The 16622-nt window shown below is 69.5% G+C and carries 9 protein-coding genes and 1 pseudogene; 6 read left to right on the top strand and 4 right to left on the bottom strand.

Annotated features, from left to right (window positions below):
• Positions 1-7: 7 nt before the first annotated feature.
• On the bottom strand, positions 8-1588 hold the full coding sequence (locus tag B7P44_RS30705; RefSeq protein ID WP_084909592.1) for an amino acid permease: 1581 nt from the start codon (positions 1586-1588) through the stop codon (positions 8-10).
• 633 nt (positions 1589-2221) lie between these two features.
• On the opposite strand from B7P44_RS30705, the gene amaB reads away from it, so the two are divergent.
• Complete coding sequence (gene amaB, locus B7P44_RS30700; RefSeq protein ID WP_084909591.1) at positions 2222-3733, top strand: L-piperidine-6-carboxylate dehydrogenase; 1512 nt, start codon at positions 2222-2224, stop codon at positions 3731-3733.
• A gap of 387 nt (positions 3734-4120) precedes the next feature.
• Here the strand turns inward: amaB and B7P44_RS30695 are convergent, their stop codons facing one another.
• Positions 4121-6568: a mechanosensitive ion channel family protein gene (locus tag B7P44_RS30695; protein WP_084909590.1), complete on the bottom strand. Its 2448-nt coding sequence runs from the start codon at positions 6566-6568 to the stop codon at positions 4121-4123.
• Positions 6569-6994: 426 nt separating this feature from the next.
• Here B7P44_RS30695 and B7P44_RS30690 point away from each other — a divergent pair, with 426 nt between their 5' ends.
• From B7P44_RS30690 to B7P44_RS30670, 5 genes and pseudogenes are all read left to right on the top strand, one after another.
• Entirely contained in the window at positions 6995-8416 is a 1422-nt protein-coding gene (locus B7P44_RS30690) for an MFS transporter (protein ID WP_084909589.1), read from the top strand.
• A gap of 205 nt (positions 8417-8621) precedes the next feature.
• Positions 8622-9665, top strand: coding sequence for a hypothetical protein (locus B7P44_RS30685; RefSeq protein WP_231716755.1), 1044 nt, complete (start codon positions 8622-8624; stop codon positions 9663-9665).
• 82 nt (positions 9666-9747) lie between these two features.
• A pseudogene (locus B7P44_RS37845) lies at positions 9748-9879 on the top strand (adenosine deaminase); the annotation flags it as partial.
• 144 nt (positions 9880-10023) lie between these two features.
• Positions 10024-10491: a hypothetical protein gene (locus B7P44_RS30680; protein WP_167389831.1), complete on the top strand. Its 468-nt coding sequence runs from the start codon at positions 10024-10026 to the stop codon at positions 10489-10491.
• A gap of 216 nt (positions 10492-10707) precedes the next feature.
• A complete protein-coding gene (locus tag B7P44_RS30670; protein WP_084909586.1) occupies positions 10708-12600 on the top strand; it encodes a WG repeat-containing protein in 1893 nt (630 codons plus the stop codon).
• Between the two features lie 7 nt (positions 12601-12607).
• On the opposite strand, the gene B7P44_RS30665 is transcribed toward B7P44_RS30670, so the two are convergent.
• Positions 12608-14842 carry a penicillin-binding protein 1A gene (locus B7P44_RS30665; protein WP_231716754.1) on the bottom strand — a complete coding sequence of 745 codons (2235 nt, stop codon included), beginning with the start codon at positions 14840-14842 and terminating at the stop codon, positions 12608-12610.
• A gap of 181 nt (positions 14843-15023) precedes the next feature.
• Positions 15024-16538, bottom strand: coding sequence for a MocR-like pyridoxine biosynthesis transcription factor PdxR (gene pdxR / locus B7P44_RS30660; RefSeq protein ID WP_084909585.1), 1515 nt, complete (start codon positions 16536-16538; stop codon positions 15024-15026).
• Between the last annotated feature and the right edge of the window lie 84 nt (positions 16539-16622).

Genomic DNA, 16622 nt, shown 5'->3' with positions numbered 1-16622 from the left:
GGCCAGGTCATGCGCCCGATGTCGGGTTCGCCGGCCCGGCGACGTAGGCCGGATAGGCGGGAGCGGCGGCAGGCGCCGGTTCGGGCGCCGCATTGCGCTCGACCCAGGGCGCGATCTCCATGTCCTCATAGCGGACGAGCCGGCATTTGCGCACGACCGCGTAGCCGAGCCAGATCGCAAGGAAGAACGGCAGCCCGATGTAGGTCGCGGCGACGCTCACCCAGTCGATGCGGGCGGCGAAGAACGCCTGGTAGTCCTGGCCGAGCGCGACGACGACGCACAGCACGAACGCGAACAGCGGCCCGAACGGAAACCACTTCGCGCGATACGGCAGCTGGTCGAGCCGGTAGCCCTGCTTCAGGAAGCCCTTGCGGAAGCGGTAATGGCTGACCGCGATGCCGAGCCACGTGATGAAGCCCGCCATCCCCGACGAGTTCAGCAGCCACATGTAGACCGTCTTGTCGCCGTACAGCGAGGTCAGGAAGCACAGCGCGCCGATGGCCGTCGTCGCGTACAGCGCGTTGCGCGGCACGCCGCCCGGCGACAGCTTCGCGAACAGCTTCGGCGCGCGGCCTTCGACCGCGAGGTTGTACAGCATCCGCGTCGACGCATACATCCCCGAGTTGCCGGCCGACAGCACCGCGGTCAGGATCACCGCGTTCATCACGCCCGCCGCGAACGCGAGGCCCGCGTGGCGGAACACCAGCGTGAACGGGCTCACGCCGATGTCGGTGACGTCGCTCTTCAGCAGGTTCGGGTCGGTGTAAGGAATCAGCAGGCCGATCACGAAGATTGCCAGCACATAGAACAGCAGGATGCGCCAGAAGATCTGGCTCACCGCGCGCGGGATCGTCGTGCGCGGATTCTCCGATTCGCCGGCGGCGACGCCGATCATCTCGGTGCCCTGGAACGAGAAGCCCGCGATCATCGCGACGCCGAGCATCGTCGCCCAGCCGCCCGCGAACGGCGCGTCGCCGATCGTGAAGTTGCCCCAGCCGGTGCTCGGGCCGCCCTGCATGATGCCGAAGATCATCAGCAGGCCGACGCCGATGAACGCGAGCACGGTCAGCACCTTGATCAGCGCGAACCAGTATTCGGCCTCGCCGAAGCCGCGCACCGACAACGCGTTGAGCGCGAAGATCAGCGTGAGGAACAGCGCGCTCCACCAGACCCCGGGCACGTGCGGGAACCAGTAGTTCATCACGAGCTGCGCGGCGACCAGCTCGACCGCGAGCGTCACGGCCCAGCTGTACCAGTAGTTCCAGCCGAGCGCGAAGCCGAAGCCTTCGTCGACGAATTTCGCGCCGTAGGTCGCGAACGAACCCGACACCGGCATGAACGACGCCATCTCGCCGAGGCTCGTCATCAGGAAATAGACCATCAGGCCGATCACCATGTACGCGATCATCGCGCCGCCGGGGCCGGCCTGCGAGATCGACGCGCCGGACGCGACGAACAGGCCGGTGCCGATCGAGCCGCCGATCGCGATCATGCGCAGGTGGCGCGCCTGCAGGCTGCGGTGGAGATGGGGCTGGGACCCGCGCGAGCCGGACGCTCGCGTGGAATCGGGGTGGGAATCTGGACGCATGGGTGTTGGGCGCTGTCTCCGGATTGTTTTGGGGAGACGAAGCGCGGCGTGTCCGCCCGCCGCCTGCCGGGCGGCGTCGACACGCGTGGCTCGGGGTGTCCGGCCGGGGTGCATGTCGACTTCGTCTGAGGTCCGGCGGCGCCCGGCAACGCGGGCCGTGGCGGCCATCGGCGCGTCGGGTGCTGTGCCGCACGCCTTGACGCTGGTCAAATTGTGTGGGGTCGAAGCGCAAGCGGCAAACGATATTTCCGAACTAGTTGATGCGTCCTCATCATCAAGTGATGACGCATCGCAGCGTACGCCGAGGTCGCTCGGCCAGCCATGCCGCAGGGCTTCTGACCTGTCCGATCCGGGGCCGGGAAAGGTTGGACCGGACCCGGCACCGTGATGCGTTTTGGGAATGAAGTCGTGAGTTAATATCAATAGCCGCCCGACTTGTGGCCATTGACAATGCTGGCCATGGATCGCACGCCGCGACCTGAGGAGACGCGCGGCGGCGCGGCCGGGCCGCCGGACGGCCGCAGGGCCCGCCGGGCGCGCATCCGCTTGCACAGGGCGCGCGAACGCGCTCCAATCGAATCACGCGGGCGGCGCAGCCGCCGCACCGATCAATCTGTCCCTGAAGAGGAAGTGATGCAATTCAACGACATTCTTGCCGCGCTCGACATTGATCTCGCCCAGTGGAAAGGCAATGCGCTGACCGCGCGCTCGCCGCTCGACGGCGCGACGCTCGCGACGCTGGCCGTCGACAGCCCTGCAGACGCCGAGCGCAAGATCGACGCCGCGCACGCGGCATTCCTCAAGTGGCGCACGGTGCCCGCGCCGGTTCGCGGCGAACTGGTGCGCGTGTTCGGCAACGTGCTGCGCGAGCACAAGGCCGCGCTTGGCCGGCTCGTCACGCTCGAAGCCGGCAAGATCACGTCGGAAGGGCTCGGCGAAGTGCAGGAAATGATCGACATCTGCGATTTCGCGGTCGGCCTGTCGCGCCAGCTGTACGGCCTGACGATCGCATCCGAGCGCCCGGGCCACCGGATGATGGAGACGTGGCATCCGATCGGCGTGTGCGGCGTGATCTCCGCATTCAACTTCCCGGTCGCGGTGTGGGCGTGGAATGCGGCGCTCGCGTTCGTGTGCGGCGATCCGGTCGTGTGGAAGCCATCGGAAAAGACCCCGCTCACCGCGATCGCCTGCCATGTGCTGCTCGGCAAGGCGCTGCGCGAGTTCGAGAAGACGCATCCGGGCGTGGCGCCCGAAGGCCTGAGCCAGCTCGTGCTCGGCATGCGCGACGTCGGCGAGGTGCTGACGTCGTCGAGGAAGGTGCCGGTCGTCAGCGCGACGGGCAGCGTGCGGATGGGCCAGGAAGTCGCGAAGGTGCTGAGCCAGCGCCTCGGCCGCGGCATCCTCGAGCTCGGCGGCAACAACGGGATGATCGTCGCGCCGAGCGCGGATCTCGATCTCGTCGTGCGCGCGGTCACGTTTGCCGCGGTCGGCACGGCCGGCCAGCGCTGCACGACGCTGCGCCGCCTGTTCGTGCACCGCAGCGTCGTCGATCAGCTGCTGCCGCGCCTCGAGAAGGCCTATGCGTCGGTGACGGTCGGCAGCCCGCTGGAAGCCGGCACGCTCATCGGCCCGCTGGTCGACCGCGCGTCGTTCGACGCAATGCAGAAGGCGCTGGCCGATGCGCGCGAGCAGGGCGGCGAGGTGAAGGGCGGCGAGCGCGTCGACGTCGGTCATGCGGATGCGTACTACGTGCGTCCGGCGATCGTGCGGATGCCGAAGCAGTCGGCGGTGGTCGAGCGCGAGACGTTCGCGCCGATTCTCTACGTGATGGTGTATGACGACTTCGCGGATGCGATCGACGTGCACAACGCGGTGCCGCAGGGCCTGTCGTCGGCGATCTTCACGAACGACATGCGCGAGGCCGAGCAGTTCATGTCGGCGGCGGGCAGCGATTGCGGGATCGTCAACGTGAACATCGGCACGAGCGGCGCGGAGATCGGCGGCGCGTTCGGCGGCGAGAAGGAGACGGGCGGCGGGCGCGAGTCGGGTTCGGATGCGTGGAAGGCGTATATGCGCCGGGCGACGAACACGATCAACTACAGCCGCGAGCTGCCGCTGGCGCAGGGCGTGAAGTTCGACGTGTGATGCAGCGCGCCGCCGCGCGGCGGCGCATGTGCCGGCATTGAGGGCACCGAGAAAAGGGCGTTTGCGGTCATCGCAAACGCCCTTCGCGTTTGTGCCGGGTTAGGGCCTGTTCACGCTAATAACGGGCTTGCGCTGGCCGCCAGAAGGGCCGAGCGCAAGGAATGCGACGAAGCGAATACTCAACGTATTCGCAAGGAGATGACGCGGCGATCGGCCCTTCTGGCGGCCAGCCCCACGAATGAATTTTAAATATCAGGGGAACGTGCCTTGCCGGCCGTATTGCGGCGTCGGTCGTCGCTTGTTTGGCTCGGCCAAACGGCGCTCCGCCCTCCTTGCACTACAGCCGGCAAGGCACGTTCGCAAGCCCGTTATTAGCGTGAACAGGCCCTAAGCATCCGCCGCCGGCATGTTCTGCACCATCAGCATCCGCGGGCTCGACAGCGCGATCTGCGACGCGCGCAGCCGCTTCAGGATCTCGAACAGCAGGTCGCTCTTCGTCGACCCCGCGATCCGCGGGCTCGCGACATAACCCGTCACGCTCAGCGTGATGCCGTCCGGCGTGAGCTGGCTGAACGTCACCGACGGCGCGGGCTTCTCCAGAATCGACGGATGCTCGCGGTACGCGTCGAGCAGCAGGTCGCGCACCTGCTCCGGATCGGTGTTCAGCGGGAACGTCAGCACCAGCGTCGCGACGCCCTGCGTGCTGTTGCCCATCGTCACGTTGCGCAGGTTCTGCGAGATCAGCTGCGAGTTCGGCACGATCACGGTCGAGCGGTCGCTGAGCTGGATCTCGGTCGCGCGCACGTTGATCCGGCGGATGTCGCCCTCGACGCCGCTGATGCTGATCATGTCGCCGACCTTCACCGGGCGTTCGGTCAGCAGGATCAGCCCCGACACGAAGTTCTTCACGATCTCCTGCAGGCCGAAGCCGATACCGACCGACAGCGCGCTGACGATCCACGCGAGCTTGTCCCACCGCACGCCGAGCAGCGCCAGCGTCATCAGCACGATCAGCGCATAGCCGACGTTGCTGAACAGCGTGACGAGCGACGCGCGCATGCCGGGGTCCATGCCGAGCGCCGGCATGAACTCGCTGTCGAGCCAGCGCCGCACGGAGCGCAGCAGGTAGAGGCCGATCACGAAGCCGATCACGGCGTTGATGATCCGGTCCGGCATGATGTTCAGGCTCTGCAGCTTCTGGCCGCCGACCACCGCGACCAGGCTGTCGAGCAGGTCGCCCGGCGTCGTGCCGAAGCCGCCCGTCAGCAGCGCGATCACCGCGAACAGCATCAGCAGGCTCGTGCCGAGGCCCGACAGCACGGTCTGCGCCTGTTCGAGATGCTTGTCGCCGAGCCCGAACAGGTTCTTGATCTGCCTGCCGCTCGACAGGTTCGCGTTGAACAGCGTGGCGCACGCGTCGCGCGTCAGTTGCGTCAGCACGTAGATGCTGCACAGGACGATCTCGAACCAGACCAGCTCGAAGGTGATGAAGCGGGCGACGGTGATGTAGCCGATCATCAGCGCGAGCAGCGACACGACGATCGCGAGCGACACGCCGGCGTGGATCAGCCCGGCGAGCGTCGAGCGCTGCTCGGGCGCTTCGCCGGCCGCCGCGAGCGCGCTGCGCACGCGGTTCGCGCGCAGCAGCGACGCGCCAACGGTGAGCGTAACGACGAGCGCCACGATGCCGCGGCCGAACAGCGTGACCGACAGGCTCGTGTCGACGATCCGGTTGAGTTCCTCGATCGTGCCGGACACGAGCAGCAGCCCGGCCAGCACGCCCGGGAACGGCCGCATCGCGCGGGCGACCGGATCGGCGAGCGCGGGCAGCCGCCACGACGGATGACGCGTGCACAGCAGCGCGCGGCCGAGGCCCGCGATCAGCGCGCAGGTCAGCGCGAGCTTCCCGAATTCGTCCCACAGGTCGCTGAGCGTCGGCGTGAGATCGTAGTGGCGCGCCAACGCGACATAGAGGAGCTGCACGGCGATGCCCGTGGTCAGCAGCGTCGTGACCGCGGTCGACAGCGCGAGCGCGCTGCGGCGCAGGCGGGTTTCGGGCAGGCGGTTCACGCAGAACCACGCGAGCCAGCGTTCGATGAGCCGCCGGCCCACGATCCAGACTGCCAGCGCGGCGAGCAGCAGCAGCGTGGTGACGAAGCGCTGCTCCGGCTGCCAGGCCGACTTCAGCATCGCGACGAGCTGCTCGTCGAAGTCGCCGAGCCGCTGCGCGTCGCCGGGCGGCAGCCGGAACAGCGGCAGCCAGAATTGCGCGCCGAAGATGCTGCCCGAGCGCAGCACGAGCTGGTTCTTCAGCAGGCTGCGATTGAGCTTCGCGAACTGGTCGGTCAGGTTGGCGAGATTGCTCTTCTGGTCGGCGGCCTGCTTCAGCGCCGCATCGATCTGCGCCCTGCGCGCGTTCATCGTCGCCCGCTGCTGCTCGACGGCCGGGGTCTCGGGCGCCGCGCCCGGCGCGGGCGGCGGCCCGAGCACGTCGAGCTGCGCCTGGATCTTCGCGCGTTGCGGGACCAGCTGCGCGCTCAGCCTGTCGACGGCGGCGCTCAAGGCCTGGGTCGAGTCGGCCAGCGAGTCCAGCGCCTTGCTGTTCGTCGTGGTGGAGGTCTGCTGCTTGATGCGGTCCTGCTGCACCTGCATCTGCTTGAGCTCGGCGACCGCGTCGCTCAACGAAATCGTCGGGGCGGATGCACCGTCGGCGGTGGCCGCGCTGGCTTGGGAAGCCGGCGACGGAAACGCCGACGCCGCGGCAGCCGGGATCAGGGCCAGCAGCGCGATCAGCGCGACCCGGCGTGCGAAAGTGGAAAGGTGTTGTATATGCATGGAATCCTTGCGATTTGCTGACATGGTCGCTGTCGGCAGATCGTCCACGGGTTGTCACGGTTGGGCAGACGGCATGTTACCGGTGTGCGCCGGCGTCGGCCGCTGCCGAGGAATCTTCCGAGGATAGCCGCATGCGGGGCGCGATGGGTTGACGGTGTGCTGCGGCGGCGCTGTTGCACCGCGCGCAGACTGGCGGGGCGCGCTTGCGCGGCGCGACGCGGCGGCCGATCCGCCATATGGCGCGGCGGCGCGCCGGCCGACAGATGGTTACGAAATTTACACAACAGGCGGGCCGGCGGCGGGCGTTTGCCGCGCGGGGCGCCGCCGTGTCGGGGCCGGTACAATGGAACCGATTCGCATGACGGCCCGGTGACGGTCGCCCAACGGCCGCCCAACGACAAGACCACATCAGGAGACGCGCCCACGATGGCTTCAACGGAAACTTCCCCACGGGCGCCCGCGACGCCGAACGCCACGCTCGACGCCGGCACGATCTCCGCCCGCCTCGACCGCCTCCCGCCGACCCGCAGCGTCTGGAAGCTCGTCGTGCTGCTGAGCCTCGGTTTCTTCTTCGAACTCTACGACCTGCTGTACAGCGGCTACGTCGCGCCCGGCCTCGTCAAGAGCGGTGTCCTGACCGCGACGACGCACGGGCTGTTCGGCACGACCGGCGTCGCGAGCTTCATCGCCGCGCTGTTCGCGGGCCTCTTCATCGGCACGATCGCGTGCGGCTTTCTCGCCGATCGCTTCGGACGCCGTGCGATCTTCACGTGGTCGCTGCTGTGGTACACGGCCGCGAATGTCGTGATGGCGTTCCAGGACACCGCCGCCGGGCTGAACTTCTGGCGCTTCGTCGTCGGCCTCGGGCTCGGCGTCGAGATGGTGACGATCGGCACGTACATCTCGGAGCTCGTGCCGAAGCAGATCCGCGGCCGCGCGTTCGCGTGCGAGCAGGCGGTCGGATTTGTGGCGGTGCCGGTCGTCGCGTTCCTCGCGTACCTGCTCGTGCCGCGCGCGCCGCTTGGCCTCGACGGCTGGCGCTGGGTCGTGCTGATCGGCGCGCACGGCGCGATCTTCGTCTGGTGGATCCGCCGCGCGCTGCCGGAAAGCCCGCGCTGGCTCGCGCAGCAGGGCCGGCTCGACGAGGCGGACCGCGTGATGCGCGCGCTCGAGGCGAAGGTCGAGGCCGAATACGGCCGCCCGCTGCCGCCGCCCGCGCCCGCGCAGCCGGTGCCTGCGCGCGGCAGCTTCGGGGACATGTGGGTGCCGCCGTACCGCAACCGTACGATCATGATGACGATCTTCAACGTGTTCCAGACGGTCGGCTTTTACGGCTTCGCGAACTGGGTGCCGACGCTGCTGATCAAGCAGGGCATCACGATCACGACGAGCCTCGCGTATTCGAGCGTGATCGCGCTGGCCGCGCCGATCGGCCCGTTGATCGGACTCCTGATCGCTGACCGCTTCGAGCGCAAGTCGGTGATCGTCGCGATGGCGGGCGCGGCGGTGGTCTGCGGGCTGCTGTTCAGCCAGACGACCGTGGCCGCGTTCCTGATCGTGCTCGGCATCGGCCTCACGCTCGCGAACAACATCATGTCGTACAGCTTCCACGCGTACCAGGCCGAACTGTTCCCGACCGCGATCCGTGCGCGCGCGGTCGGCTTCGTCTATTCGTGGAGCCGCTTCTCGGCGATCTTCACGTCGTTCGCGATCGCCGCCGTGCTGAAGGGCTTCGGCACCGCCGGCGTGTTCGTGTTCATCGCGGGCGCGATGGCGGTCGTGATGGCGGTGATCGGGCTGATGGGGCCGCGCACCAAGGGCATCGCGCTCGAAGCGATCTCGAAGTAGCGGCCGCGCGGCGCGCAAGCGCGGCATTTCCCACGCGCGTAGAATGAAAAGTCAGACGACTCTCGTGCCCCCGTCGGCCTGATCGCGCTGCGCGCGGCCGGGCGCGCAGCGGCGAGGCGTCGGCGTTCGATGCGTCGTGGCCTCACGCGGACTGTGCGCTCGTTCAGCACGCGCGATGGCCGCTCCGGCCGATGGCATCGATCGTATGAAGTTTCCTCGCGTGACGTGGCGGCTCAAGTCGCCGCGCCGTCTTGCCGCTTCCTTTGCCGCGTGCGCATGCGTCGCGGTTTCGGCACTTCCCGCTTTCGCTGCGTCGCCCGCATCCACTGTGTCGCAGACGGCAACGGCCGCGCCGTCGTCTGCCGTGTCAGGTGCATCATCCGCCGCGCCAGCCGCCGCCTCCGGCGCGCCGGCCAGCGAGGCGGCGGTCCCGTTGCCGCGCATGCGTCCGCCGCTGTCTCCCGCCGACGCCGCGAGCGCGACGACGCGCGCGGTCGACATGCGCAAGCGGTTCGCGCAGGAGGTGACGCACCGGCTGAAGGTGCCCGTGAGCGAGCAGCGCGCATATGGCCAGCGCCTGCAGCAGGCACTGGCGTCCGGCGATCTCGCCGACCTCGCCGGCGAATACGTGGTGCTGGTCGATCGCGCGCCGGCCGTGCAGGCGCTCTTCATCTACTTCCGCGCGACGCCGGCGAACGCGTGGCTCATGATCGGCGCTGCGCCGGTCGCGACCGGGCTGCCCGGCAAGTACGACCACTTCCTGACGCCGCTCGGCGTGTTCACGCACACGCCGGACAACATGGATTTCCGCGCGGAAGGCACGACGAACGACAACGGCATTCGCGGCTACGGACGCCGCGACATGCGGATCTACGACTTCGGCTGGGTGGACAGCGAACGCGGCTGGGGCAAGGGCGGCGTGTCGGCGATGCGCTTCCAGATGCACGCGACCGATCCGGAGCGCCTCGAACCGCTGCTCGGCATCCGCCATTCGAAGGGCTGCGTGCGGATTCCGGCGTCCCTGAACACGTTCATCGACCGGCACGGGATGCTCGACGCCGACTACGAGGCGCGCGCGGAGGCGGGCAAGTCGTTCTGGGTGCTGCACCCCGGGCGCGACATCACACCGATCGAGGGCCGCTATCTCGTCGTCATCGACACCGCGCGCAAGACGCGCCCGGCGTGGGCGCCGCTGCCGGGCCGCAACGCGTGGTCGAAGGTGCCGAAGGGCGGGGATACGGCGGACTGACGTCCGGTCCGGCGCGACAGCGTGTGCCGAGACGAGAATAAATCCGTTTTATCAGCGCATCAGAAAACCAGACTTTCGTGATCACGACCGGGTCACGGTCGCGGACCTGAAGCAGTTCATGCTGAACGGGATCGACGACGCGACGAAGGCCGCGTGGCGCGCGGCGTGGTCGCGGGAGTATGACCGGCTGGCGGTGGCGCTCGCGGCGGGCTGAGCGTTCTCGCGGGGGCAGGGCGGCTGGCGCGGGTCGCAGGTCTTCGTTATATTTGGCACCCTGGCGGCGACCGGCCGTGTCGCCACTGCCGGACGCGTGTGCGCCGGACTTCAATACAACAATTCGAATATCGAGGACCCAGTCGTGCCGATCCTGCTGTTCTGCCTGCTTCTGTTCATGTCCGTTTCCGCGCGAGCGGGCAGCGCGTGCGACGCGCTGCTCGGCGATTACGCGCCGGCGCCAAACAAGCCCGCAACGTTGCGCGTCGAGAAGATCGGCGGCGAATTCGCGCTGCGCGTCAGGGACGCCGGGCAATGGGCCGCCGAAACCGAGCCCGCGCGCGAAGATCCGCCCGATCCCGACGGCGCGGACGGGCGGCCCGCGGGCGCCTGCGTATTGATGATCCCGGGTGGCGAGCTGATCCGGATGCCGGTGGGCGCGCCGTATCAGGTCACGTCGATCACCGGCAACGGCTGGACCACGAAGCACTCGACGACCGGCGTGCTGCTGTTGTCGATGCAGGGTTTCCAGGTCGACGGCGACGAGCTGTATCCGGTCGCCCGCAGCGGCGATTCGCCGACGTCGCCCGCGAAGGACGCGCCGGGGCGCTAGGTATCGCGCATCGGCCCGTGCCGGGGCGCTTTGCCCCGGACATGGGCCAGGCGAGCTTCGACGCGCTGCCGGCTCCGGCGCGCACGTTCTTCGTGGGCCGGGAGCCGCGCGGCCAGCCAGAGCCCCAGCGCTTTCTGCCAGCGGCGACAGCCCGCCGACACCGTCACGGCCGCACGCGAAACCGGATCGTCGACCACGACAAGGACAAGCATTCCGATGGGCAATCGAGCATGGCTGTACCTCCAGGCAGGCGCGGGAGACGACGCGCGAACGATCGAGTTCGCGGAGACCAACAACCACTTTCCGGTGCTGTGGCGCGTGCTGCTCGCCGACGGCGACGCGGGCGAAGCGATCACGCTGCAGCGCGTGTTCGGCGACGCGGGCACGCCGAACCTCGTCAGCGACGCGCGCGCCGCGCATGCGCGGATCAGCCGGCTCGCGGCATTCGTCGCCGCGTATCCGCTGAAGGGCGATGACCCGGCGCTCGCGCGCCAGTTCGACGCGCTCGCGCGCCACCTCGGCGAGCAGATCGACGCGCTCGGCGACGCGCAGCGCACGCCGCTGTTGTCCGCGAACCTGGACGAGCTGTCGTGGTTCGACGACGGCGACCCGAACGACTACATCGATGCCGAGCGCGATACCTGCACGCGCCTGTGGTGGCGCGTCGCCAACTGCATGGACTTTCGCGACGTGCGCGGCGTGCGCGACGTGCTCGAGATCGAGCGTGCGTCCGGCTGGGATGCGTGGGCGTGGCATTTCGGGTTCGGCGGGATGTCGCACGTCTACTTCGGACGCCAGAACCCGCCGCGTGGCGTCGCCTACGCGGACTTCGTCGGCGCAGGCGAGGTGCACGGCGACTATCTCGACCATGCGCTCTACAGTTTCCGGGCGCGCAATGGGTTGTGGGGCGCGCGCCGCGACGCGGGCGACGCGTGGGAGATCGTCGTGCCGCCCGAATGGACGGGCCTGTGGCGCAGCGGCGCGCGCGACTGGAGCCTGATCTGGGCGGCGCGCGACGGCCGCGTCGGCCTGATGCGGTTCGACGACGACGGCCCGCAGATCGTGCGCGAGCCGGCATTCGACGAGGTGTGGGATTTCGACGGCGACGTCGCGTGTGTGCGCGTCGGCGACCGGTTCGGGCTCGTGCGGATGGACGGCGCCTGGGTGCTCGAACCGTCGCTCGACGATTTCGGCGAGTTCGTCGGCGGGCTCGCCTCCGCGAGCGTCGACGGCCGCTGGGGCTTCGTCGATATGCGCGGCGCGTGGGTGATCCCGCCGCGCTTCGACCACGCGGAGGCGTTCGTGCGCGGCGAGGCGGCGGCGGTACGCGAAGGCGATCGCTGGGGGCTCGTCGGCCGCGACGGACAATGGCGCGCGCAGCCCGAATGGACGTCGCTCGAATGGTCGGCCGAGTGCGACGCGTACCTCGCGCAGCGCGACGGTCATGCAGGCCTCGTCGACGTGAAAGGCCGCATCGTCATCGAGCCGCGCTACGCGCAGGTGGCCCCGCTGACGGACGACAGCCGGATGGAGGTGCTGCGCGAGCTCGGCGCGACGCGCTACATCGTGCAGCGCGACGACGCGCGCTGCGCGATCGTCGACGGCGACGGCCGGGTGCTGACGCCGTTCGATTTCGTGAACGTGGGCGCGCTCCAGTGGCTGCCCGGCGACGACGAAGTGCCGGCCGAACTGCTCACGCGCCATGCGGTCGGCGTGATGCCGGGCGAACCGGCGTCGCTGGCGGTCTGTGACCTCGACACCGGCGCGACGATCGCGCTCGGTCACTACGACGACGCGATGGGCCTGTACTGGGGCGCCGATCACGGCTGGCTCGCCTGCCGTTACACGGAAGACGGCGACGACGTGCACGCGGCGGTGTTTCGTGCCGACGGCACGGTGCTGCATCCCGCGCGCTATGCGCGGATCGGCGACTCGGCGCTGTTCTACGGCGAAGGGCCGCACGCATCGGATGCGACGCTGCCGCCGTGGTTCGTCAGGCGCGTCGAGCTCGCGCAGAGCTGGAGCGTCGACGAGCCGGTCGCCGCGCTGCGCGACGACGGCGTGCCGGTGTGGCTCTACGCGGACGGTCGAGCCGACACGCACCGATGACGCCGCGTTATCGGAACAGCCTCAGCCAGTCGAACAGTCCCGGACGCGGATGTTGCTTCGGCCGCGGCGGGGTGGTGGTCCTCGGCCGGAAATCCGGCGACAGCTGCGCGCGCGGATCGATCACGCGCGCACGCAACGCGGCGTCATAGAACGTGCCGACGATCGGCAGCGCGCTGTGCGCGCCCTCGCCCCAGTAGTCGCTGCCGAGCGTCACGTGGCCGTCGTCGAAGCCGACCCACGCGCCGGCCACGAGCTGCGCATGCATCAGGATGAACCAGCCGTCGGCGCTGTCCTGCGTCGTGCCGGTCTTGCCGGCCACGTCGGCGCGAACGCCGTAGCGTGCGCGGATGTCCGCGCCGGTGCCGTAGTCGACGACGTCGCGCATCACGTCGACGAGCGTCAGCGCCGCGTTCGCGGGCAGCGCCCGTTCCGGCGGCGAGCTTGCGAACACGGCCAGCACCTTGCCGTCGTGATCCTCGATGCGCGTGACCATCTGCGGTTCGACGTACAGGCCGCGGTTCGCGATCGTGCCGTACGCCGACACCATCTCCTTCAGCGTGACCGGGCTCGTGCCGAGCGCGAGCGACGGCACCGCGTCGAGCGGACTCTCGCGCACGCCCATCGCGCGCGAGAGCCGCACCACCTTCGCCGGGCCTTCGTGCTGCATCAACTGCGCGGTGATGCGGTTGCGTGAGTGCGCGAGCGCGTCGCGCAGCGTCATCGGCAGGCCGGTCGGCGGTTCCGCGTCGGTCGGCCGCCACACCGCGTGCCCGTCGAGCGGGATCGCGACATTGCGGTCGACGAACGTATCGCCCGGCCGCAGGCCGTCCGCGAACGCCGCGCCGTAGACGAACGGCTTGAACGTCGAGCCCGGCTGGCGGCGCGCCTGCTGCACGTGATCGAACGGTTCGTCGCGGAAGTCGGGGCTGCCGACCCACGCGCGGATCTGGCCGTTGCGCGGATCGATCGCGACGAAGCCGGCCTGCACCTGCGTCTTGTTGCGGCACAGCGCGCGCATGAAGTCGCGATTCGCGCCGAGCCTGCGCAGCGCGACCGGGTCCGTCAGGCCGGCATCGCGTGCGTTGCGGTAATCGGGTGTCTGGCGGATGAAGCTGCGGAACAGGTCGTTGCGCAGCCCGCAGCCGTTCGGGCCGCGCCACGCGTCGTTCGCGATTTCCTGCAGCCGGTCCGTCTGCTGTTCGACGGCCTGCGTCGCGATCTCCTGCAGGCGCGAATCGATCGTCGTGCGCACGACGAGCCCGTCCGAGTAGATGTTGTAGTTGTTGCGGTCGGCCCACGCGATCAGCCACTTGCGCAACAGCACGGCGAAGTGCGGCGCGAGGCTTTGCGACGCGGCTTGCGGCTCGAAATCGACGCGCAGCGGCTGGCGGATCAGCGCGGCGTACGCGCCGGGCCGCAGCTTGCCGTATTTCTCCATCTGGCCGAGCACGGTGTTGCGCCGCTGCAGCGCGCGCTCGGGGTTGAGCACCGGGTTGTAGGTGCTGTTGGCCTTCAGCATGCCGACGAGCGTCGCGCTTTCGAGGATGTCGAGCTCGGCGGCCGATTTGCCGAAGTAGGTGCGCGCGGCCATTTCGATGCCGTACGCGTTGTACAGGAACGGCACCGTGTTCAGGTAGGTCTCGAGGATCTGGTCCTTGCTGTACACGCTCTCGATCTTGAACGCGGTCACCAGTTCCTTCAGCTTGCGCGTGAGCGTCGGCGCGCGGCCGACTTCGTCGGGGTACAGGTTGCGCGCGAGCTGCTGCGTGATCGTCGAGCCGCCCTGGCGGTCGCCGGAGAACGTATGCAGCGCGGCGCCGAGCGTGCGACGCCAGTCGATGCCGTGATGCTCGTAGAAGCGCCGGTCCTCGGTGGCGACCAGCGCGTCGACCATGTGCGGCGAGATCTGCGACAGCGTCACCCATTCGCGGTTCACCGGCCGGAATTCGGCGATTACCTGGCCGTCCGCCGACACGATCTGCGCGGGGCGGTCGATGCGCGCCTTGCGGATGTCGCCGATGCTCGGCGTGAACGGCACGAATGCGAGCAACGCCAGCAGCCCCAGCACGGGCACCGCCGCGAGCGTCAACGCGATGCCGCGCCGCGTCGGATGCCGCACGCGGCGCAGGCCGGCGGCGAGCGCGGCGCGGGTCGCGGCGGCGCAGGCGGCCGCCGGCGGACGGACGCGGGCGAGCCATCTTGCGCACAGTTCGCGGAAAAACGATACGGTTCGGCGATTCACGTTGGCGGGGCGCGGGCGGAAAAGGCGCGATCGTAGCAAACGGAACGGGCGCGCCGGCGGCGGAAACCGGCTCCGGCTTGCAGGATTTACAGACGATTACACTTGTTTCCCGCCGACAACGTCTCGTCGCATGATCGACGTCGATTTGCCTGACGAATCGCCGGGTTCGGGAGTGTCGCGGTCAGCGCCGCGAAGGCTGCGCGGCGACCGCGGCGATCACGTCGGCGAGCCGTTGCGCGGCGGCCTCCATCTGCGCGCGGTCGAAGCCGCCGAAGCCGAGCACGAGGCCCGGGCGGCCGGTGCCCGGCGCGAACATCGGCGACACCGCGCGCACCGCGACGCCGGCGTCGGCCGCCCGCGCGACGACCTCGCGGTCGTCGAGGTGCGCGGCGAGCCACAGCACGACGTGCATCCCCTGATCGCCCGGCTGCAGCCATGCGAGCGCGTTCGGCAGCCGCGCGCCGAGCGTGTCGATCAGTTGCGTGCGATGGTCCGCGTAGACGCCGCGCACGCGGCGGATGTGGCGGTCGAGATGGCCTTGCGCGATGAACGCCGCGAGCACGTGCTGGTCCGCGGTCGGCGCGTGGCGATCCATCAGCACGCGCGCGCCGCAGAACGCGGCGACCAGGTCGTCGGGTGCGATCACGTAGCCGAGCCGCAGCGACGGGAACAGGATCTTGCTGAACGTGCCGAGATAGATCACGCGCTCGGGATCGAGGCCCTGCAGCGACGGAAACGGATAACCCTCGTAGCGCAGCTCGCTGTCGTAGTCGTCCTCGACGATCCACGCGTGGTTCGCGCGCGCCCACGCGAGCAGCGCGTTGCGGCGCGCCATGCTCATCGGCATCCCGAGCGGATACTGGTGCGACGGCGTGACGAACGCGGCCCGCGCGTGCGGCGCCATCCGGATGCCGGCCTCGACGTCGATGCCGTCCGCGTCGACCGGCACGCGCACCATCGCGTCGCGTCGGCCGGTGCTTTCCAGCAGCGCGGTGATGCCGCGGTATGCGGGGTTCTCGACCCAGGTCTGGTCGTGCGCGCCGAGCAGCACCTGGCATGCGAGATGGAGCCCTTGCTGCGTGCCGCTCGTGATCACGACCTGACCGGGTTCGCAGCGCACCGAGCGCGATTTGCGCACATGATCGGCGATCGCTTCGCGCAGCGGCAGCGCGCCGAGCGGATCGGCATAGGCGGACGGCGCGCCCGCGCCCCGCGCGCGCAGCCGGTTGCCGAGCCGGCGCCAGATGTCGTCGGGCGCGGTCGGGCCGACGGGCACCGAGATCGCGAACGGCACCGCCGGCAGCGGGCTGAATTCCTGCGCGATCCGCGCGAACGCCGCCGCCGGCTCGGGCAGGCCGCGCGGGCGACCGGCGCGGGCCGGGCGCCGGCGCGCCGCGACCGGTTCGACGGCCTGCGGCGGCTCGGCCAGCGCCTGCGCAACGCGCGTGTCCGCGCCGCCGCGCGATTCCAGGAAGCCCTCGGCGACCAGTTGCGCATAGGCGTCGACCACCGTGCCGCGCGCGATCCGCAGCGACGCCGCGAGCAGGCGCGTGGACGGCAACGCGTCGCCCGGCCGGATGCCGCCGTTGCGGACTGCGTCGCGCAGCGCCTGCGCAAGCTGGCGGCTCAGGTTGCCGGCAGCGCGATCGAGCGCGCCGAGCGACGGGATTTCGATGAGGCGGGCGGTGCGCGCCATGATTCTGGTTCGCTGAAATTGCGTCAATCCGGCTCTACAGCATAAACCAGTTTGCGGCCACAATCAGGGCGTCACGGGGGCGAT

Source organism: Burkholderia ubonensis subsp. mesacidophila (assembly GCF_002097715.1).
Taxonomy (GTDB): domain Bacteria; phylum Pseudomonadota; class Gammaproteobacteria; order Burkholderiales; family Burkholderiaceae; genus Burkholderia; species Burkholderia mesacidophila.
The sequence above is the reverse complement of the archived record's forward strand: the minus strand, read 5'-3'. Positions and strand labels throughout refer to the sequence as shown.

Coding starts and splice junctions, on each gene's coding strand:
- B7P44_RS30685 (WP_231716755.1), top strand. CDS start 8,622: ATGAAGTTTCCTCGCGTGACGTGGCGGCTCAAGTCGCCGCGCCGTCTT.
- B7P44_RS30705 (WP_084909592.1), bottom strand. CDS start 1,588: ATGCGTCCAGATTCCCACCCCGATTCCACGCGAGCGTCCGGCTCGCGC.
- B7P44_RS30670 (WP_084909586.1), top strand. CDS start 10,708: ATGGGCAATCGAGCATGGCTGTACCTCCAGGCAGGCGCGGGAGACGAC.
- amaB (WP_084909591.1), top strand. CDS start 2,222: ATGCAATTCAACGACATTCTTGCCGCGCTCGACATTGATCTCGCCCAG.
- B7P44_RS30690 (WP_084909589.1), top strand. CDS start 6,995: ATGGCTTCAACGGAAACTTCCCCACGGGCGCCCGCGACGCCGAACGCC.
- pdxR (WP_084909585.1), bottom strand. CDS start 16,538: ATGGCGCGCACCGCCCGCCTCATCGAAATCCCGTCGCTCGGCGCGCTC.
- B7P44_RS30695 (WP_084909590.1), bottom strand. CDS start 6,568: ATGCATATACAACACCTTTCCACTTTCGCACGCCGGGTCGCGCTGATC.